This window comes from Streptomyces sp. NPDC024687 (assembly GCF_055559055.1).
Genome location: NZ_JBVHLJ010000014.1, coordinates 58,622 through 77,782, shown reverse-complemented (window position 1 = coordinate 77,782; position 19,161 = coordinate 58,622). Strand labels below are relative to the sequence as shown.

General features: G+C 70.5%; 15 protein-coding genes. 4 read left to right on the top strand and 11 right to left on the bottom strand.

The features are described from left to right. Positions 1-4: 4 nt before the first annotated feature. The 7 genes from ACZ39I_RS37965 to ACZ39I_RS37935 form a co-directional block, all read right to left on the bottom strand. Positions 5-511: a MaoC family dehydratase gene (locus ACZ39I_RS37965; RefSeq protein WP_007385824.1), complete on the bottom strand. Its 507-nt coding sequence runs from the start codon at positions 509-511 to the stop codon at positions 5-7. 5 nt (positions 512-516) lie between these two features. Then, entirely contained in the window at positions 517-1,479 is a 963-nt protein-coding gene (locus ACZ39I_RS37960; RefSeq protein WP_352381390.1) for an HpcH/HpaI aldolase/citrate lyase family protein, read from the bottom strand. Then, the gene (locus ACZ39I_RS37955; RefSeq protein WP_467249765.1) at positions 1,476-3,503 is read right to left on the bottom strand and encodes a protein meaA; all 2,028 of its coding nucleotides are present in this window, start codon (positions 3,501-3,503) and stop codon (positions 1,476-1,478) included. Before ACZ39I_RS37955 ends, ACZ39I_RS37960 begins: the two co-directional genes overlap by 4 nt. Before the next feature lie 17 nt (positions 3,504-3,520). Further along, on the bottom strand, positions 3,521-4,864 hold the full coding sequence (gene ccrA / locus ACZ39I_RS37950) for a crotonyl-CoA carboxylase/reductase (protein ID WP_467249764.1): 1,344 nt from the start codon (positions 4,862-4,864) through the stop codon (positions 3,521-3,523). 335 nt (positions 4,865-5,199) lie between these two features. After that, a complete protein-coding gene (locus ACZ39I_RS37945; protein ID WP_467249762.1) occupies positions 5,200-5,433 on the bottom strand; it encodes a hypothetical protein in 234 nt (77 codons plus the stop codon). 311 nt (positions 5,434-5,744) lie between these two features. Beyond that, entirely contained in the window at positions 5,745-6,578 is an 834-nt protein-coding gene (locus ACZ39I_RS37940; RefSeq protein ID WP_467249761.1) for a TetR family transcriptional regulator, read from the bottom strand. A 142-nt stretch (positions 6,579-6,720) separates the two neighbouring features. Continuing rightward, positions 6,721-8,526 (bottom strand): 3-hydroxyacyl-CoA dehydrogenase family protein, encoded by a 1,806-nt coding sequence (locus tag ACZ39I_RS37935; RefSeq protein ID WP_467249759.1) that lies wholly within the window; start codon positions 8,524-8,526, stop codon positions 6,721-6,723. A 378-nt stretch (positions 8,527-8,904) separates the two neighbouring features. Between ACZ39I_RS37935 and ACZ39I_RS37930 the strand changes: the two genes are divergently transcribed. Next, entirely contained in the window at positions 8,905-9,480 is a 576-nt protein-coding gene (locus tag ACZ39I_RS37930; protein ID WP_467249757.1) for an adenylosuccinate lyase, read from the top strand. A 141-nt stretch (positions 9,481-9,621) separates the two neighbouring features. Here the strand turns inward: ACZ39I_RS37930 and ACZ39I_RS37925 are convergent, their stop codons facing one another. The 4 genes from ACZ39I_RS37925 to ACZ39I_RS37910 form a co-directional block, all read right to left on the bottom strand. Further along, positions 9,622-10,152: a GNAT family N-acetyltransferase gene (locus ACZ39I_RS37925; RefSeq protein WP_467249755.1), complete on the bottom strand. Its 531-nt coding sequence runs from the start codon at positions 10,150-10,152 to the stop codon at positions 9,622-9,624. Between the two features lie 40 nt (positions 10,153-10,192). Then, positions 10,193-10,591: a RidA family protein gene (locus ACZ39I_RS37920; RefSeq protein WP_467249753.1), complete on the bottom strand. Its 399-nt coding sequence runs from the start codon at positions 10,589-10,591 to the stop codon at positions 10,193-10,195. 57 nt (positions 10,592-10,648) lie between these two features. Beyond that, positions 10,649-12,226, bottom strand: a complete 1,578-nt coding sequence (locus ACZ39I_RS37915; RefSeq protein WP_467249751.1) for an alpha/beta hydrolase — start codon at positions 12,224-12,226, stop codon at positions 10,649-10,651. Positions 12,227-12,362: 136 nt separating this feature from the next. Continuing rightward, positions 12,363-13,400, bottom strand: a complete 1,038-nt coding sequence (locus ACZ39I_RS37910) for an Rv2578c family radical SAM protein (protein WP_467249749.1) — start codon at positions 13,398-13,400, stop codon at positions 12,363-12,365. A 144-nt stretch (positions 13,401-13,544) separates the two neighbouring features. Here ACZ39I_RS37910 and ACZ39I_RS37905 point away from each other — a divergent pair, with 144 nt between their 5' ends. From ACZ39I_RS37905 to ACZ39I_RS37895, 3 genes are all read left to right on the top strand, one after another. After that, the gene (locus ACZ39I_RS37905) at positions 13,545-13,988 is read left to right on the top strand and encodes an SRPBCC family protein (RefSeq protein ID WP_212670294.1); all 444 of its coding nucleotides are present in this window, start codon (positions 13,545-13,547) and stop codon (positions 13,986-13,988) included. A 148-nt stretch (positions 13,989-14,136) separates the two neighbouring features. Then, positions 14,137-16,488, top strand: coding sequence for an MFS transporter (locus tag ACZ39I_RS37900; RefSeq protein ID WP_467249747.1), 2,352 nt, complete (start codon positions 14,137-14,139; stop codon positions 16,486-16,488). Between the two features lie 132 nt (positions 16,489-16,620). Continuing rightward, positions 16,621-19,077, top strand: a complete 2,457-nt coding sequence (locus ACZ39I_RS37895; protein WP_467249745.1) for an ATP-binding SpoIIE family protein phosphatase — start codon at positions 16,621-16,623, stop codon at positions 19,075-19,077. Positions 19,078-19,161 lie beyond the last annotated feature (84 nt).

Sequence of the window (19,161 nt, the reverse complement as noted above, 5' to 3'; positions counted from 1 at the left end):
GGGCTCAGCCCTCCTGAAGTTCCGGGCGGCCGGGCTGTTCGCCGCCGCGCTCCTTGATGTAGGTCTCGGTGGGCACCATGACCTTGCGGCGGAACACGCAGACCAGCGTGCCGTCCTGCTTGTAGCCCTTGGTCTCGACGTACACGATCCCGCGGTCGTTCTTCGACTTGGAGGGCCACTTGTCGAGCACGGTCGTCTGGCCGTAGATGGTGTCGCCGTGGAAGGTCGGCGCCACGTGCTTGAGCGACTCGATCTCCAGGTTGGCGATCGCCTTGCCGGAGACGTCCGGTACGGACATGCCGAGCAGCAGGGAGTAGATGTAGTTCCCGACCACGACGTTCTTGCCGAAGTCCGTCGTCTTCTCGGCGTAGTTGACGTCCATGTGGAGCGGGTGGTGGTTCATGGTCAGGAGACAGAAGAGATGGTCGTCGTACTCCGTGACCGTCTTCCCGGGCCAGTGCTTGTAGACCGCCCCGACCTCGAACTCCTCGTAGGTGCGTCCGAACTGCATCGCGCTCAGGCCTCCGGGATCTCGAACTTCGACGTGCGCTGCATGCCGGCCGCACGTCCCTTGCCGGAGATGACCAGCGCCATCTTGCGGCTGGCCTCGTCGATCATCTCGTCGCCGAGCATCGCCGAGCCCTTCTTGCCGCCCGCCTCGGAGGTGTAGTAGTCGTACGCGTCCAGGATCAGCTCGGCGTGGTCGTAGTCCTCCTGGGAGGGCGAGAAGATCTCGTTGGACGCCTCGACCTGGCCCGGGTGCAGCACCCACTTGCCGTCGAAGCCGAGGGCCGCGGCACGCTGGGCGACCTCGCGGTAGCCGTCGATGTTGCGGATCTGCAGGTAGGGGCCGTCGATCGCCTGGAGGTTGTTGGCGCGGGCCGCCATCAGGATCTTCATCAGGATGTAGTGGTAGGCGTCCGCCGGGTAGCCGGGCGGCTGCTCGCCCACGACCAGCGACTTCATGTTGATCGACGCCATGAAGTCGGCCGGGCCGAAGATGATCGTCTCGACGCGCTGGGACGCGGTGGCGATCTCGTTGACGTTGTTGAGGCCCTGCGCGTTCTCGATCTGCGCCTCGATGCCGATCTTGCCGACCTCGAAGCCCATCGTCTTCTCGATCTGGGTCAGCAGGAGGTCGAGCGCCACGATCTGCTCGGCGCTCTGCACCTTCGGCAGCATGATGCAGTCGAGGTTCTGGCCGGCCCCCTCGACGACCGTGACGACATCGCGGTACGTCCACTCCGTCGTCCAGTCGTTGACCCGCACGACCCTCGTCTTGCCCGTCCAGTCGCCCTCGTTGAGGAACTTGACGATGGTGTGCCGCGCCTCGGGCTTGGCGAGCGGGGCGCACGCGTCCTCCAGGTCGAGGAAGACCTGGTCCGCCGGGAGGCCCTGTGCTTTCTCCAGGAAGCGGGGGTTGCTGCCCGGTACGGCCAGGCAGGAGCGCCGCGGGCGAAGGCGGTTGACGGTCGTCATGCGGGGACCTCCAGGGGGTCGAGCTTGTTCGCTTTCCGGATCTCGTCGACGATGCGGCCGATGATGCCGGTGATGTCGAAGTCCTTCGGGGTGAAGACAGCGGCCACTCCGGCTGCCCGCAATTGCTCGGCGTCTCCATTGGGGATGATCCCACCGGCAATGACAGGTACATCTGTGGCGCCTGCCACATGCAGCCTTTCGAGCACGTCCGGCACCAGCTGGGCGTGCGAGCCGGACAGGATCGACAGCCCGACCGCGTGCACGTCCTCGGCGAGGGCCGCGTCCACGATCTGCTCGGGGGTCAGCCGGATGCCCTGGTACACCACCTCGAAGCCGGCGTCCCGCGCGCGTACGGCTATCTGCTCGGCCCCGTTGGAGTGCCCGTCCAGGCCCGGCTTGCCGACCAGGAAGCGCAGTTTGCCGACGCCGAGGTCCTTGGCGGTCACCTCGACCCGGCGGCGGACGTCGGCCATGGGTGAACCCGCCTCCGCCGGAACCGCGACCGGCGCCGAGGAGACGCCGGTGGGCGCCCGGAACTCGCCGAACACCTCCCGCAGGGCCCCGGCCCACTCGCCAGTCGTGACACCCGCGCGGGCGCACTCCACGGTGGCCTCCATGAGGTTGGCGGTGCCCTTGGCGGCCTCCTTCAGCTTCTCCAGCGCCTTGCAGGGGCGCGGGTGGTTGAAGGGCGGCTGGTAGCGGGTGTCGCGCCAGTGCTGGAGCCCGGCGATCACCCGGGCCTCGACGGCCGGGTCCACCGTCTGGATGGCGGTGTCCAGGTCGGCGGTCAGCGGGTTCGGCTCGGTCGTCTCGAAGATGTTGACGCCGATGATCTTCTCCTGCCCGGACTCGATACGGGCCCGGCGCTCGGCGTGCGAGGAGACGAGCTGCGACTTGAGGTAGCCCGACTCGACGGCGGCCATCGCGCCGCCCATCTCCTGGATCCGGTCGATCTCCGCGAGGGACTCCTCGACCAGCGTGCTCACCTTCGCCTCGACGACGTGCGAGCCCTCGAAGATGTCCTCGTACTCCAGCAGGTCGCTCTCGTAGGCCAGCACCTGCTGCATCCGCAGCGACCACTGCTGGTCCCAGGGCCGGGGGAGACCGAGGGCCTCGTTCCAGGCCGGCAGCTGGACGGCACGCGCGCGTGCGTCCTTCGAGAGGGTCACGGCCAGCATCTCGAGGACGATCCGCTGGACGTTGTTCTCCGGCTGCGCCTCGGTCAGCCCGAGCGAGTTGACCTGGACGCCGTACCGGAAGCGGCGGTGCTTGGGGTTCTCGATGCCGTAGCGCTCACGGGTGACCTTGTCCCAGATGCGGCCGAAGGCGCGCATCTTGCACATCTCCTCGATGAACCGGACGCCCGCGTTCACGAAGAAGGAGATCCGGCCGACGACATCGCCCATGCGCTCCTGCGGCACCTGGCCGGAGTCCCGGACGGCGTCCAGGACCGCGATGGCCGTCGACATCGCGTACGCGATCTCCTGGACCGGCGTGGCGCCCGCCTCCTGCAGGTGGTAGCTGCAGATGTTGATCGGGTTCCACTTCGGGATGTGGGAGACCGTGTACGCGATCATGTCGGTCGTCAGACGCAGGCTCGGCCCCGGCGGGAAGACGTGCGTCCCCCGGGAGAGGTACTCCTTGACGATGTCGTTCTGGGTCGTGCCCTGGAGCTGGGTGATGTCCGCGCCCTGCTCCTCGGCGACGACCTGGTAGAGCGCCAGAAGCCACATGGCGGTGGCGTTGATCGTCATCGAGGTGTTCATCTGCTCCAGGGGGATGTCCTGGAACAGCCGGCGCATGTCACCGAGGTGCGCGATCGGCACACCGACCCGGCCCACCTCGCCGCGGGCGAGGACGTGGTCGGAGTCGTAGCCGGTCTGCGTCGGCAGGTCGAACGCCACCGACAGACCGGTCTGGCCCTTGGCGAGGTTGCGCCGGTACAGCTCGTTGGACGCCTCGGCCGTGGAGTGACCGGCGTACGTGCGCATGAGCCACGGCCGGTCCTTCTGACGCTCAGTCATCTATGGCCCCGGGTGTCTCAGATGTTGCGGAAGCGGTTGATGGCGTCGATGTGCTGGGCGCGCTTCTCCTCGTCACGCACCCCCAGGCCCTCCTCGGGGGACAGGCACAGGACGCCGACCTTGCCCTGGTGGAGGTTGCGGTGCACGTCGTAGGCCGCCTGGCCGGTGTCCTCCAGGGAGTACACCTTCGACAGGGTCGGGTGGATCTTGCCCTTCGCGATCAGCCGGTTGGCCTCCCAGGCCTCGCGGTAGTTGGCGAAGTGCGAGCCGATGATCCGCTTCAGCGACATCCACAGGTAGCGGTTGTCGTACTCGTGCATGTAGCCCGAGGTCGAGGCGCAGGTGGTGATGGTGCCGCCCTTGCGGGTGACGAACACGGACGCGCCGAAGGTCTCGCGGCCTGGGTGCTCGAAGACGATGTCGATGTCCTCGCCGCCGGTGAGCTCGCGGATGCGCTTGCCGAAGCGCTTCCACTCCTTGGGGTCCTGGGTGTTCTCGTCCTTCCAGAACTTGTAGCCCTCGGCGTTGCGGTCGATGATCGCGTCGGCGCCCATGGCCCGGCAGATCTCCGCCTTCTGGGGCGAGGACACGACACAGATCGGGTTGGCGCCGCCCGCGAGCGCGAACTGTGTGGCGTACGAGCCGAGTCCGCCGCTCGCGCCCCAGATCAGGACGTTGTCGCCCTGCTTCATCCCGGCGCCGTTGCGGGAGACCAGCTGGCGGTAGGCGGTGGAGTTGACCAGCCCGGGGGCGGCCGCCTCCTCCCACGACAGGTGGTCGGGCTTGGGCATCAGCTGGTTGGACTTGACGAGGGCGATCTCGGCGAGACCGCCGAAGTTGGTCTCGAAGCCCCAGATCCGCTGCTCGGGGTCGAGCATGGTGTCGTTGTGGCCGTCGGAGGACTCCAGCTCCACGCTCAGGCAGTGCGCCACGACCTCGTCACCGGGCTTCCAGGCGTTGACGCCCGGGCCGGTGCGCAGGACGACGCCCGCGAGGTCGGAGCCGATGATGTGGTACGGCAGGTCGTGCCGCTTGGCCAGCTCGTTGGTGCGGCCGTAGCGCTCCAGGAACCCGAAGGTCGACAGCGGCTCGAAGATCGAGGTCCACACCGAGTTGTAGTTGACACTCGATGCCATGACGGCGACGAGCGCCTCGCCCGGGCCCAGCTCGGGCAGGGCCACCTCGTCGAGGTGGATCGACTTGCGCGGGTCCTTGTCGCGGGTCTCCAGACCCGCGAACATCTCCGTCTCGTCCTTGTGCACGGTGATCGCGCGGTACGACTCGGGGAGCGGCAGAGCGGCGAAGTCGCCCGGAGTCGAGTCCGGCGACTGGATCGCGTCCAGGATGTCCTTCACGGTCACGGTGTTGCCTCCGGCGAATGGCGTCTTGAGGGGAGACGCTGAGGGTTACGTCGGTGCCGTCGGTTCGGCGGTCATGCTGTTCGGCAGCGCTTTGTGGCGCGGGAGGTTGCCTGTGACGCAGGCGTCCGGGCGGGCAAATCGATGACTTGCTGGGACAGCCGGCGTACGCATGGTCTCTGCACGCCGGCCGCCCGGACTCCCCTCAACGTAAGACACCGCGTGCCACCGTGCAAGGCACTGAGTGCCAGAGATTGCTCTCAGATGAAATCTTTACGTAACAAATGAGCGATGATCGATCAAACCTACCGGCGAGTAGGGTGTTCGTCCCGTTTATGTCATTCCGGCTGTGCCGAGAAGTCACGGAACATGAACTCGGTGTTGTCACCGCGGATGCCGACACCGCAGGGTTGGTAGAGACCTCCAGGTGAGGCGTCCGTCACGTCCAGCACCTGGTGGCCCGCGAGCTCCAGCGTGATGCGTACCCGGCCGTCCGGGAGATCGGTGGCGGTGGCCACCGCGAGGGTCCAGGCATCCGGCGCGAGCACGGCGGACGCCGTGGCGAGGGCCACGTAGGTCCCGCCGCGAGGCCGGCCGGAAGACCGCCGAGTCCGTGGCCCGGACGGACTCCGCGTCGGGGTGCCAGTAGGCGAACTCGTTGGTGACCAGGCCCCGTTCGGGAAACTCGGGCCGGAACTCCGAGGATGCGCCGCCCCGGCCGGCGTCGCGCACCGTCAGCCCGCCCGCGAACGCCGACACCAGTAGCACGGCGAGCAGGACCCCGGTGAGGAGCCCTGCCCGCCGACGCCGCACGAGCCGCCGGATCACGCCGAAAGGGCCGGTACCCGGGTTTCCCGGTACCGGCCCTCGACGCTTGGGTGCGTCAGGAGTGCTCTTTGAGCGCCTGCTCGATGGTGCGCATGACCTCGTCCAGCGGGGCGTCGGTGCGGGCGACCGCGACCAGGACCTCGCCCTGAGTGGAGAGCGTCGCCGCGGCCGGCTGCGCAGAGGCCGTGGTGCGGCCCGCCCCGATCCCCGTCCCGAAGGTCTTCCGCACGATCGCGAAGGCATGGTCCAGCTGCGCCTCGACGTCCCCCTGCCCGCCGGCCCGCAGCCACCGCCGCAGCACGTGGTTGTGCGCGGTGACCACGGCCGACGCGGCGACTTCCGCCAGCAGGGGATCGTCGTTGGCGTCGTCGTCATGGGCGTGCTCGTCGAAGTGCCCGAGCAGGTAGCGCGTGAACAGCCGCTCGTAGCGGGCCACCGAGGCGATCTCCGCCTCCCGCAGCGTCGGCACCTCGCGCGTCAGCTTGTAGCGGGCGACCGAGATCTCCGGCCGGGCCGCGTACATCCTCATGACTTCCTTGATGCCGCGGCACACCGTGTCGAGCGGGTGCTCGTGCGCGGGGGCCGCGTTGAGCACGGCCTCCGCCCTGACCAGGGTGTCGTCGTGGTCGGGGAAGATCGCCTCTTCCTTGGAGCGGAAGTGGCGGAAGAAGGTGCGGCGGGCGACACCGGCCGCGGCCGCGATCTCGTCGACGGTCGTCGCCTCGTACCCCTTGGTGGAGAACAGCTCCATCGCGGCGGCGGCCAGTTCGCGGCGCATCTTGAGCCGCTGGGCGGCCGCGCGGCTGCCTGCGGCGCTCTCCGGCACATCGGGCGTGGCTGGTGTACGGGACGACTTGGCGGGCTGGGGCATGACCCGAACGTACTGCATGTGCGCAGGTTGGTGCGCGTGTCCGGGGTTTGTCCCGTGCGGGGCGGGCGGGGAGCCGCCGGGTCCCGTGGGCGGGGGAGGACTGCCCGGATCGAGCAGTCCGCCCCAGTCCTCGCCGCCGGTGAACCAGTCGCCGGCGTGCTCAGCGGCGGGCATATTCGCGGAAGCCACGGCCGGTCTTGCGGCCGAGGCAGCCCGCGGCCACCAGGTGCTCCAGAAGCGGGGCCGGAGCCAGACCCGGGTCGCGGAACTCGCGGTGCAGGACCTTCTCGATGGCGAGCGAGACGTCCAGGCCGACGACGTCCAGGAGTTCGAAGGGGCCCATCGGGTAGCCGCCGCCCAGCTTCATCGCCGCGTCGATGTCGTCGAGGGACGCGTAGTGCTCCTGCACCATCTTGATCGCGTTGTTGAGGTACGGGAAGAGCAGGGCGTTCACGATGAAGCCCGCGCGGTCGCCGCAGTCCACGGCGTGCTTCTTGATTCTGACGCAGACCTCGCGGACCGTCGCGTGGACGTCCTCGGCCGTCAGGACCGTGCGCACGACCTCGACCAGCTTCATCGCCGGCGCCGGGTTGAAGAAGTGCATCCCGATCACGTCCTGCGGACGCGAGGTGGCGCGGGCGCACGCGACGACGGGCAGTGAGGAGGTCGTGGTGGCCAGGACCGCGCCCGGCTTGCAGACCTTGTCCAGCGCCTGGAACAGCTGCTGCTTGATCTCCAGGTCCTCGGCGACGGCCTCGACGGCCAGGTCGACGTCCGCGAAGGACTCGTACGAGCCCGCCGCGGTGATCCGGTCCAGGGTCTGCGCCGCCGCCTCGGCGGTCATCCGGCCCTTGTCGACAGAGCGCGAAAGAGACTTGCCGATACGGGCCTTGGCCGTCTGCGCCTTCTCCTCGCTGCGGGCGGCAAGCACGACCTCGTACCCGGCCTTGGCGAAGACCTCCGCGATACCGGACGCCATGGTCCCGGACCCCGCGACCCCGACGGAGCGGACCTCACGGCCCTCGACCCCCGCCGAGCTCTCCAGCGGTGTCAGCGCGTCCCGCACGACCGTCGCGCTGCCCGGAGCCTCGTACGTGTAGAAGCCGCGTCCCGACTTACGGCCGGTCAGGCCCGCCTCGCTGAGCTGCTTGAGGATCGGGGCGGGGGCGTGCAGCCGGTCCTGGGACTCGGCGTACATGGCCTCCAGGACCGTGCGCGCGGTGTCGACGCCGATCAGGTCGAGCAGGGCGAGGGGACCCATGGGCAGACCGCAGCCGAGCCGCATCGCCGCGTCGATGTCCTCGCGGGAGGCGTACTTCGCCTCGTACATCGCGGCCGCCTGGTTGAGGTAGCCGAACAGCAGCCCGTCGGCGACGAACCCGGGCCGGTCGCCGACCGCGACGGGCTCCTTGCCGAGGTCGAGGGCGAGGTTGGTGACCGCGGTGACGGCCGCCGGGGCGGTGAGCACCGAGGAGACCACCTCGACCAGCTTCATCGCGGGCGCCGGGTTGAAGAAGTGCAGCCCCAGCACCCGCTCCGGGCGGGCCGAGTCGGCGGCCAGCCGCGTCACGGACAGGGCGTTGGTGCCGGTCGCGAGGATCGTCTCGGGGCGCACGATCCCGTCGAGCTCGCGGAAGATCTGGTGCTTGATCTCGTACGACTCCGGAGCCACCTCGATGACGAGGTCGGCGTCGGCCGCCGCCCGCAGGTCGCTGGAGGTGCGGATACGGCCGAGGACACCGGCGCGCTCCTGCTCGGTGAGCCTGCCGCGCTCCACGGCGCGGGCGGTCGAGGTCTCCAGGACGGCGACGGCCTTGGCGGCCTGCGCCTCGCTGATGTCGATGCCGACGACCTCGCGGCCGGCCCGGGCGAGGACCTCGGCGATGCCGGTGCCCATGGTGCCGAGGCCGATGACGGCGATCGTCCTGAGCGGGGACAGGGAGGGGTCGGACAGGGGAGTGGCCATCGCGGAACTCCAGGAATGAGGGTGACGACTGGGAGCGCGACCCGGTACGCCGAGAGGCGCACCGGGTGCGTGAAGAGAGCTGCTGCATGCGGGTGTTGCCGGGCTGCGAGCGCACACGCCCGGACCGTCATCGCAGGCCCTGCACGAGCCCGGAGAACGGTGGAACCGACCGGCCCTGTCCCAGGCCGGGTCGTACTGGTGGTACTCGAGGTACCGAACCGACTGCTCTCGCGGCGGCTGCGTCACCAGGCCACCGCAAGGAGTTCCGCGAGTGGGTAACTCGCTCGTCTGAGCTTAACCGGTGGGTAACGAGCGCGCCAGCCCCCGGATTTGTGATGTACGTCCCGCGCCCCGGGCGGGCCGCCTAACCTCGGGTTCATGGACGAAGAGTTGCGATCGCTCACGGAGCGCTTACGGCAGGAGTCGGGAGCACCGGCCGCCTTCGGCCGTCTCGTGGCGACCGAGGACCTGGACGAACTGGCCGCAGTGCTCACCGAACCCGGACAGCCGTTGTGGGCCCGGGAGCTGGCAGCGTTCCGGCTCGGCCTCGCCGGGGACCGCCGGGCCTTCGAGTCGCTCGTCCTGCTCCTCAACCATCGCGATCCACCGCGCTGCGCAGCCGCCGCGTACGCCCTCGCCCGGCTCGACGACCCGCGCACCGCCCGCGCGGCCGCCACCCTCGCCACCAACGAACTCCGGGTCGCCTACGCCTTGCACCCGGTCCGGCTGCTGGCCGAGCTGCGTGCCCCCGAGTCCGTGCCGGCCCTCATCACCACGCTGGAGCGCCGGCTGCGCCCGCACGACCCCTACCGTCGCGTGGCGCTCGCCTGCGTGGAGGGCCTCGGCACCCTGGCCGACGCCCGCGCCAGAGCCGTACTGAACGAGGCCCTCGCGCATCCGGCGCTCGCGGAGGCGGCGGTGCACGCGCTGGCGCGGATTCCGAAGCAGCGGTGAGCCGGCGGGCGGCGGGGTGTCCGCGTCGGGCGCCGCCGGCGAGCTCCGTGCCCGGCAGCGCGCCCACGCCGCAGGGGAGTGGTCCGGCGGAGGGTACGGACGCGGTGAGGATGTCCGTGCTCCGGCACAGCAGGCGGGCGGTCAGGCGCTGAGTGCCCGTGCGTACCGCACCTCCGGCACCGGGACGCCGTCCGCCTCGAAGGGCTCCTCGGTGCCGTCGGCCGCGAAGCCCGTCCGCTCGTAGAAGCGCCGGGCACGACGGTTGTCCTTGAGCACCCACAGGAACATGCGGTCGTGGCCCACGGACGCGCGGTGGCGCAGGGACTCCAGCAGCAGGGCGTGTCCGATGCCGGCGCCGTAGTGCCGGGGGTCCACGTAGACGGCGTACAACTCGGCGTCCGGGGTGCGGACTTCGCCGTCCCGGTACGGGCCGTGACAGGCCCAGCCGAGGACCTCGCCGTCCCGCTCGGCCACGAGGTTCACCACGCTGCCGTCCCCCTGCCCGAAGCGGCTGCGGTGCCGCTCGGCGTCCTGCGCCACGCTCATCGCGTCGAGGTACGACTGCGGGATCAGGCCCTGGTAAGCGCTCTGCCAGCCGCAGACACGGATCTCGGCCACGCGGTCGCAGTCGGCGAGGGTCATCGGTCGGATGAGGAGTCGGTCGTCGTCCATGGCGGCACCCTAGGCAACCTCAGCCGACACCGGCCTCCCGTTATTCGCCGAGCACTGCGAACGCCTCGATCTCCATCAGGAACTCCGGCCGCACCAGCCCCGCCACCCGCACGGCCGAGGCAGCCGGCAGCCGGTCGTCGGGTATGTGCTCGGCGCGGGCCGTACGGATCGCCGGCATATGGGCCATGTCCGTGACGAAGTAGGTCAGTTTGACGACATCGTCGAAGGTCGCTCCGGCGGCGGCCAGGCAGCGCCGGAGGTTCTCGAAGACCTGGCGGGCCTGGGCCTCCGCGTCGCCGTCCCCGACGAGCTTGCCGTCCTCGTCGAGGGCGACCTGGCCCGAGACCGCGACGAAACGGCCGCGGCCCAGCACCACGTGGGAGTACTGGGCCGCGGGGGCGACGCCGTCGGGGGCGGGAATCCTGGTCAGCTCACTCATGCGTCCATGGTGGACCACGGCACTGACAACGCCCGTCCCCGACGGAGCGTCAGGCACTCAGCCGCGGGAGCCGAGCAGCCTGTGCAGCGCCGCGCCGCGCGAGGACGTCGACGCCGCCTTGGCGGTCAGCGGCTTCGGATCGGGCAGCGCCTGGCAGACCGCGTCGGCTTCGCCGCCGCCACGCGGCACCTTGCCGTCGGTCAGATACGCGGCCAGGTACGTGTCCAGGCACTTGTTCCCGCTCAGTGTGATGCCGTGGTTGCCGCCGCCCTCCTCGACGACCAGGCTGGAGTCGGCCAGCAGGCGGTGGACCGTCGCACCGCCCTCGTACGGGGTGGCCGCGTCGTTCGTCGCCTGGAAGAGCAGCGCCGGCGGGAGCTTGCCGTTGGCGATGTTCACCGGGCTCAGCGACTTCGTGGGCCAGAACGCGCAGGGCGCGTTGTACCAGGCGTTGTTCCAGGCCATGAACGGCGCCTTCTCGTACACGTCCCAGTTGTCCTTCTGCCACTGGCGCCAGTCGCGCGGCCAGGAGGCGTCACGGCACTGCACCGAGGTATAGATGCTGTAGCCGTTGTCCCCGGAGGCGTCGACGGCGGCGAAGTTCTCGTACGCCTCGACCAGCGGATCGGCCTTCTTGTCGTTCACGTACGCGGCGAACGCCTCGGCCAGGTAGGGCCAGTAGCCGTTGTAGTAGCCGCCCGGGATGAAGGTGTCCTCCAGCTCGGAGGCACCGACCTTGCCGCCCGCCGGCTTCTTGGCGAGGGCCGCCCGCATCGCGTACCACTTGGCCTCGATCCCCTCCGGATCGGTGCCGAGCCTGTACTTGGCGTCGTACTTGGCGATCCAGGCCATCAGCGCCCGGTGCCGGTCGTTGAAGGCGTAGTCCTGGGCGAGGTTGTCGTCGTACCAGACGCCGGTCGGGTCCACGCTCGAGTCCAGGACCAGGCGGCGCACCTGGTGCGGGAAGAGCTTCGCGTAGACCGCGCCCAGATAGGTGCCGTAGGAGTAGCCGAAGTAGTTGATCCTCCTGGCGCCAAGGGCCCGGCGGATGGAGTCCATGTCCCGCACGGCACTGACGGTGTCGATGTACGGCAGCACGCTCGCGTACTTCCGGCCGCAGGCGGCGGCGAAGGACTTGGCGCGCTTGAGGTTGGCCCGCTCGATCGCGGGTGTGCTCGGCACGGAGTTCGGGCGCACCGGGTTGAAGTGGCCCGGCTTGCAGTCCAGGGCGGGCTTGCTCCTGCCCACCCCGCGCGGGTCGAAGCCGATGACGTCGTACTGGGCCGCGACCGCCTTGGGCAGGCCGGAGGCGATGAACCCGGCGAAGGTCAGACCGCTGCCGCCGGGGCCGCCGGGGTTGACCAGCAGCGGGCCCTGGTACTTCTTCGCGGTGTGCGGGAGGCGGGACAGTGCCAGGGTGATCTGCCGCCCGCGCGGGTCGGCGTGATCGAGCGGCACCTTGAGGGAGGCGCACTGGAGCGTCGGGTAGTCGGCGGTGCCGCACTTCTTCCAGGTGAGCTTCGCGGCTTGGGCGGATGGCGTGGCCTGCGGGGCGCTGGCGTCGGCGGGGACGGCGGTGAAGGTCCCGGCCACGACGACCGCCGCACCGCACAGCACGGCTGCGCGTTTTCTCATGCAGTCCTCCCAGGACGGAGGGTTTCCGGACCGCGAAGGTCACGGTCCACGCCGCATCGTCCCGGAAAGTCCGCCCGGAAGAACGTGTTCTGACAATAGTTGACCCGATTGGTCAGGTTGATGCGCTCGGATGCATTCAGATCAACGTGAGTTGGACAGGTTCGGACACCGGCTCGACCTCGGGCTCCGGCTCCCGGGTCCGCCGGGGCATCCCCGCGCCCGCGGGACCGAGGCCGTACTCCTGGGCCAGCTCATGCACCTGACGGGTGATCCGGCGCTGGTACCACTTCGGGGCGTAGGAGCCGTCCGCGTAGAGCCGCTCGTAACGGCGTACCAGGTACGGGTGCTCCCGGTTCAGCCAGGCCATGAACCACTCGCGGGCGCCCGGCCGCAGATGCAGCACCAGAGGGGTGGCCGACGTGGCGCCCGCGGCGGCGATCGCGCGCACGGTGGCCCGCAGTTGCGCGGGGCTGTCGCTCAGGAACGGGATCACCGGCGCCATCAGCACCCCGCACCCGATGCCGTGCTCGCCCAGTGTCCGGACGACGTCCAGGCGCCGCTCCGGAGCGGGCGTACCCGGCTCCACCGTGCGCCACAGTTCCGGGTCGGTGAAGCCGACCGAGACCGAGATGCCGATGTCCGTCACCGCGGCGGCCTGCCGGAGCAGGTCGAGGTCGCGCAGGATCAGGGTGCCCTTCGTCAGGATCGAGAAGGGGTTCGCCCGGTCGCGCAGGGCGGCGAGGATGCCCGGCATCAGCCGGTAGCGGCCCTCCGCGCGCTGGTAGCAGTCGACGTTGGTGCCCATCGCTATGTGGTCGCCGGTCCAGCGGCGCGAGCCCAGCTGGCGGCGCAGCAGCTCCGGGGCGTTCACCTTGACCACGATCTGCGAGTCGAAGCCGAGACCGGTGTCCAGGTCGAGATAGCTGTGGGTCTTGCGGGCGAAGCAGTACACACACGCGTGGGAGCAGCCGCGGTAGGGGTTCACCGTCCACTCGAAGGGCATGCGGGAGGCGCCGGGCACCCGGTTGATGATCGAGCGGGCCCGGATCTCGTGGAACGTGATCCCGGCGAACTCGGGTGTGTCGAAGGTACGGCTGACCACCGCGTCGGCGCCGAAGAGAGCGGCGTCGGCCCGTCCGTGTTCCGCGGACTCGGTGAGGTTCTCCCAGCGCATGAGGCCTCCTCGGTAGCACTGCCCTTCGAGTGAAACACTTGTTCGATTTTCTGCGCAACCCCGATTTGGGCGCCCGTGGGCGGGGGTGGTTGGCTTGCTCCCAGCCCGAGCACACCCGAGAACCCGAAGTCCTGGAGGAAGTCGATGGCGCAGGTCGAGGCCACTACGGAGCGGATCGTCGCGGCGGACGCGGAGAAGGTGTTCGACGCCGTCGCCGACTACAGCGGCACACGCGGGAAGGTGCTCCCCGAGCAGTTCAGCGAGTACGAGGTGCGCGAGGGCGGCGACGGCGAGGGCACCCTCGTCCACTGGAAGCTCCAGGCCACCAGCAAGCGGATCCGCGACTGCCTCCTGGAGGTCACCGAGCCCACCGACGGCGAGCTCGTCGAGAAGGACCGCAACTCCTCCATGGTCACCACCTGGCGGGTCACCCCGGCCGGTGAGGGCAAGTCCCGGGTCGTGGTGACCACCACCTGGCAGGGCGCCGGCGGCATCGGCGGCTTCTTCGAGAAGACCTTCGCCCCCAAGGGCCTCGGCCGGATCTACGACTCCCTGCTCGACCGGCTCGCCGCCGAGGTCGAGAAGTAAGTCCCCAGCACCCGCCGGATGTTGCCCTCGGTCACCGGATCGAGTGGATCTCCGTACGGCCCACCGGTGCGCCGTAACTCGTCGCGCTTGCTCGTAGTTGTCGCCTTATGCGGGAAATGCGTGGCAGGCGCGACGAGGGGAGCGGGACGTGGGCGTGACCACTGCGACGCACGGGGAACGGGTCGAAGCGCCACCGCAGGCCCCCGCCCCGGCCGTCGAACTCGGCCCGCGGCGGGTGCGGTTCGTCTTCTTCGGGCTGATGCTCGCGCTGCTCCTCGCCGCGCTGGAGCAGATGATCGTCGCCACCGCGCTCCCGAGGATCGTCGGTGAACTGCACGGCCTGGACCGGATGTCCTGGGCGATCACCGCCTACCTGCTCACCGCCACCATCGGACTGCCGGTCTACGGCAAGCTCGGCGACATCCTCGGCCGCAAGGGCGTCTTCCAGTTCGCGATCCTCGTCTTCGTCGCCGGCTCCGCCCTCGCCGGACGGGCCGCGACCATGGACCAGTTGATCGCCTTCCGCGCGGTGCAGGGCGTCGGCGCGGGCGGCCTCATGATCGGCGTGCAGGCGATCGTCGCCGACATCGTGCCGCCCCGGCAGCGCGGCCGTTTCATGGGCCTGATCGGCGCCGCCTTCGGACTCGCCTCCGTCGCGGGCCCGCTGCTCGGCGGTTACTTCACGGACCACCTCTCCTGGCGGTGGTGCTTCTACATCAACGTGCCCTTCGGACTGCTCACCCTGGCCGTCGTCACCGCCGTGCTGAAGCTGCCGAAGCCGCTGGTGCGGCCCCGGTTCGACGTTCTCGGCGCACTGTTGCTCGCCGCGGCGTCCACCTGCCTGGTGCTGCTGACCAGTTGGGGCGGCACCGAGTACCCCTGGGACTCACGCGTGATCCTCGGCCTCGGAGCCGGAGCGGCGGCCTCCACCGCCCTCTTCCTGATCGCCGAGCACTTCGCCGCCGAACCCCTCATCCCGCTGCGGCTGTTCAGGGACTCCGTCTTCACCGTGACCGGCCTGGTGGGTCTGGCGATCGGGGTCGCGCTCTTCGGGGCCGCCAGCTACCTGCCGACCTTCCTCCAGATGGTCGACGGGGCGAGCGCCACCGAGTCCGGCCTGCTGATGCTGCCCATGATGGCGGGCATCGTCGGCGCGTCCGTCGTCGCCGGACAGCTCATCAGCCACACCGGGCACTACCGGATCTGGCCGATCCTCGGCAGCGCCCTCTCCGCCGTCGGCATGTGGCTGCTGTCCCGGCTCGAGGTCGACACGCCCCGGCTGCACTACAGCATCTGGATGGCCGTCCTCGGCACCGGGATCGGCATGGTGATGCCGGTGCTGATCCTCGCCGTGCAGAACTCCGCCCGCCCGGCCGACCTCGGCACCGCCACCAGCGCCAACAACTACTTCCGGCAGATCGGCGGCAGCGTCGGAGCGGCGATCTTCGGCACCCTCTTCGCCGACCGGCTCGCGGACTCGCTGCGACACCGGCTCCCCACCGCGCAGGGGCTGCCCGATTCCGAGTCCATCACCCCGCAGCTCGTCCACGCCCTGCCCCCCGCGCTGCGCGACGGCTACATCCGGGCCTACGCCGACGCCATGCCGAGGATCTTCCTCTACCTCGTGCCGGTGCTCGTCCTCGGTCTGCTCATCGCCTTCTTCCTCAAGGAGAAACCGCTGGTGACCCACCCCACCGTCGACACGGACACCGCCCCCGTCCCGCACGCCCGCGCGGCACGCACCGCGGGGGCCGCCGTGTGCGGCACCGTGCGGCACACCGAGGGGACCGCCGTGCCCCGGGCCGCCCTCACCCTGATCGACATGGCCGGAGCGCAGATCGGGCGCGGCAGCAGCGGCGAGGACGGGCGGTTCGCGCTGTCGACGCCCGGCGCGGGATCGTACGTCCTCATCGCCGCCGCGAGTGGCCATCAGCCGCAGGCCGTCTCCGTCACGATCGGCGCGCGCCCCGTCGAACTGGACATCGTCCTCGGCGGCGCCGGACGACTCACCGGCCGCGTGCTCACCGACGGCACACCCGTGCGGGACGCCACCGTCACCCTCACCGACGCGCACGGCCAGGTCGTGGCCACCACCCGCAGCGGGCATGACGGCGTCTACGTCATCACCGAACTGGTCGCGGGGGAGTACACCCTCGCCGCCGGCGCACCCGCGTTCCGCCCGGTCGCGCTCCCCGTCACCGTCCGGGCCTCCCGCGACACCCGCCTGGACGTCGAACTCGCCGGCGGCGCCGTGCTGCGCGGCACCGTGCGGGCCGGTGGCGGACGGTCCGTCGAGGACGCGCGCGTGACGCTGCTGGACGTCGCCGGCAACGTGGTGGACACCCTCACGACCGGCCCCGACGGCACCTTCCGCTTCGGCGACCTGTCCGGCGGTGAGTACACCGTCATCGCCGCCGGTTACCCGCCGGTCGCCACCGTCCTCCAGGTGGCCGGAGGCGGCCGCACGGAGCGGGATCTGCAGCTGGGACACGAGGACTGACGGAGCGTCAGCGCGGGGCGCGCGCCGGGGTGAGCCGGTCCGTCCCAATTCCCGCGTTGCCGCACACCGTCACGGCCCGGCGCCGTACGGTGGAGCAGGCGGCACAGATCTTGCGGAGAGAGGGCCTGGGCCATGGACCGTGGCACCGAGAGGGGCGTACCTCCCAGCCGCGGAGCTGGGAACGGCGTGGCGGACGGACCCGCCGCCGCCGGACGTGTCCCGCTGGCCGTGGTCGTGGTGGACCGCGACGGCCTGGTCTCCCACTGGAGCCGAGGCGCGAGCCGGCTGTTCGGCGCCGGCAAGGAAGAGGCCATCGGCCGCACCGCGGCCGACCTGCTGCCCGTCTCCGGAGCCCTCCCCGAGCGGGACTACGGCATGTACGCCGCCTACGACGGACTCGGACCCGATCTCGAGTCCTCCCTCGACGGCGGTCTGTCCTACCCGGCCGCCGGCCGCGCCCGTCTCACCGTGCCCGGCGCGGATCGCGTCGACGTCCTGTGGTGGGCCTACCCGCTGGTCGGCCCCGGCCGGGAGCGTCTGCTGGTGCTGGCCGCCGACGCGAGCGGACTCCGCCGGGATCCCGACCCGGACGAGCAGGGAGCGGCCGTCGAGCGGATCTCACCCGCCTTCGCCCTGCACACCGACTTCCCGGGCGCCGACGAACTCGCCCACCGGCTCCCCGAAATCCTGCCCAGCATGAGCGTCGGCGAAAGCGCCCGCATCGTCGCGCAGATCCTCGAACTGGGCTATCCGGTCCTGGAGTTCAGCCAGAACGACCGGGTGCCCGTCACCCCCGACTGGGGTGTGCCCCGGCGCGCCGAGCGCAGGGCCCGCCGCGAGCGGGCGGCCCGGGCGGCCGCGCAGGGCCTGCCAGTGTCGCAGGACGAGCCGGACGAGGGCGAGGACCTCGAGTACGTCGCCGTGCGCGAACGGCTGGAGTTCCTCAACGAGGTCAGCGGGAAGATCGGCACCTCCCTCGACCTCTCGCAGACCATCGTGGAGGTCAGCAGGGCCGTCGTGCCCCGCTTCACCGACGTCGCCGGCACCTATCTGCGCGAACAGGTCGTCGCCGGCGAGGGCTTCCCGGACGGTGTGCCCGACACCACCACGATGTGGCACCGGGTGGCTCTGGAGCACACCGACGAACCCGGCCGCTGGGACGACGTGGTGCCGGTCGGCGAGGCCATGCCGTTTCCCGCGCACACCCCGTTCTTCCAGTGCATGACCACCGGTGAGCCCGTCCTCGTGCCGCGCATCAGCGAACAGATGGGGCACGCCATCGCCTCGCAGTTCGAGAAGCGGGACATCAGGCCGCTGATCACCGGCCGCTCCATGCTCGTCGTCCCGCTGAAGGCCCGCAATGTGGTCCTCGGGTTCATGATCCTGCTACGGCACCCCGAGCGCGTCGAGTTCAACGACATGGACCGCGTCACCGGCGCCGAACTCGCCGCCCGCGCGGGACTCGTGCTGGACAACGCGCGCATGTACACCTTCCAGGAGTCCGTCGCCGAGACCCTCCAGGACAGCATGCTGCCGCACATCCCGCCGCGCATGGCGGGCTGCGACATCGCCACCCGCTATCTGCCGGGCACGCTCCTCGGGCGCGTCGGCGGCGACTGGTTCGACTCCGTGAAGCTGCCCGGCGCGCGCACGGCCCTGGTCGTCGGGGACGTCATGGGGCACGGGCTCAACTCGGCCGCCATGATGGGCCAGTTGCGCACGGCCGTGCAGACCATGGCCGCGCTCGACCTGCCGCCGGCCCAGCTGCTGCGCAACCTCGACGACCTCGCCCAGCGCCTCGGCGACACCTACCTCGCGACCTGTCTCTACGCCGTCTACGACCCGATCGCCAGCGAACTCCACCTCGCCAACGCGGGCCACATCCCGCCGGTGATCGTGCGGGCCGCGGACGGGCGCAGCGCGCTGCTCGACCTGCCCACCGGCGCGCCCATCGGCGTCGGAGGGGTGCCGTTCGAGGCGGTACGCGTGCGCGTGGCGCCCGGAGACCGGCTGCTGATGTGCACCGACGGGCTGGTGGAGGTGCGGGGCGAGGACATCGGAGTGGGGCTCGCGACGCTCACCGAGTCCGCCGCGCATCCGGCCGCGTCCATGGACGACGCCTGCGACGCGATCATCCGTGCGCTCAACCCGCGCGGGGGACGCAAGGACGACGTGGCGCTGCTCATGGCCAGGCTCAACGGCATCGAGCCGGACGACGTGGCCGAGTGGCGGATCTTGCTCGACCCGGCCGAGGTGGGGCGGGCCCGCGCGGTGGTGCGGGAGCAGCTCCACGACTGGGGCCTGGCGAAGCTGGCGGACGGCGCGGAGCTCATGGTGAGCGAGCTGGTCACCAACGCCGTACGGCACTCGCACAGCCGGCCCGTCGAGCTGCGGCTCGTGCGGAAGGACACCTTGCTGTGCGAGGTGGACGACGACGACCACGAGCTGCCGAACCTGCTGAGCGCGGGGCCCGCCGATGAGCGGGGACGAGGGCTCAGAGTGGTCAGCACACTGGCCCGGGAGTGGGGGGCGAGCCGTACGAAGGCCGGGAAGACCGTCTGGTTCGAACTGACCCTGCCGCGCCGCTGAGCGGCCCCCACAGGGGGCGTGTCTCTCGAACTGGCAGTGAAGGAATGCGCCGTGCGCTTGTCCGCGTGAGCCCGGCGCGATACA

Excerpts from the sequence above, each read along its gene's own strand:
- ACZ39I_RS37965 (WP_007385824.1), bottom strand. The coding sequence starts at position 511 with ATGCAGTTCGGACGCACCTACGAGGAGTTCGAGGTCGGGGCGGTCTAC.
- ACZ39I_RS37960 (WP_352381390.1), bottom strand. The coding sequence starts at position 1,479 with ATGACGACCGTCAACCGCCTTCGCCCGCGGCGCTCCTGCCTGGCCGTA.
- ACZ39I_RS37955 (WP_467249765.1), bottom strand. The coding sequence starts at position 3,503 with ATGACTGAGCGTCAGAAGGACCGGCCGTGGCTCATGCGCACGTACGCC.
- ACZ39I_RS37940 (WP_467249761.1), bottom strand. The coding sequence starts at position 6,578 with ATGCAGTACGTTCGGGTCATGCCCCAGCCCGCCAAGTCGTCCCGTACA.
- ACZ39I_RS37935 (WP_467249759.1), bottom strand. The coding sequence starts at position 8,526 with ATGGCCACTCCCCTGTCCGACCCCTCCCTGTCCCCGCTCAGGACGATC.
- ACZ39I_RS37930 (WP_467249757.1), top strand. The coding sequence starts at position 8,905 with ATGGACGAAGAGTTGCGATCGCTCACGGAGCGCTTACGGCAGGAGTCG.
- ACZ39I_RS37925 (WP_467249755.1), bottom strand. The coding sequence starts at position 10,152 with ATGGACGACGACCGACTCCTCATCCGACCGATGACCCTCGCCGACTGC.
- ACZ39I_RS37920 (WP_467249753.1), bottom strand. The coding sequence starts at position 10,591 with ATGAGTGAGCTGACCAGGATTCCCGCCCCCGACGGCGTCGCCCCCGCG.
- ACZ39I_RS37915 (WP_467249751.1), bottom strand. The coding sequence starts at position 12,226 with ATGAGAAAACGCGCAGCCGTGCTGTGCGGTGCGGCGGTCGTCGTGGCC.
- ACZ39I_RS37910 (WP_467249749.1), bottom strand. The coding sequence starts at position 13,400 with ATGCGCTGGGAGAACCTCACCGAGTCCGCGGAACACGGACGGGCCGAC.
- ACZ39I_RS37905 (WP_212670294.1), top strand. The coding sequence starts at position 13,545 with ATGGCGCAGGTCGAGGCCACTACGGAGCGGATCGTCGCGGCGGACGCG.
- ACZ39I_RS37895 (WP_467249745.1), top strand. The coding sequence starts at position 16,621 with ATGGACCGTGGCACCGAGAGGGGCGTACCTCCCAGCCGCGGAGCTGGG.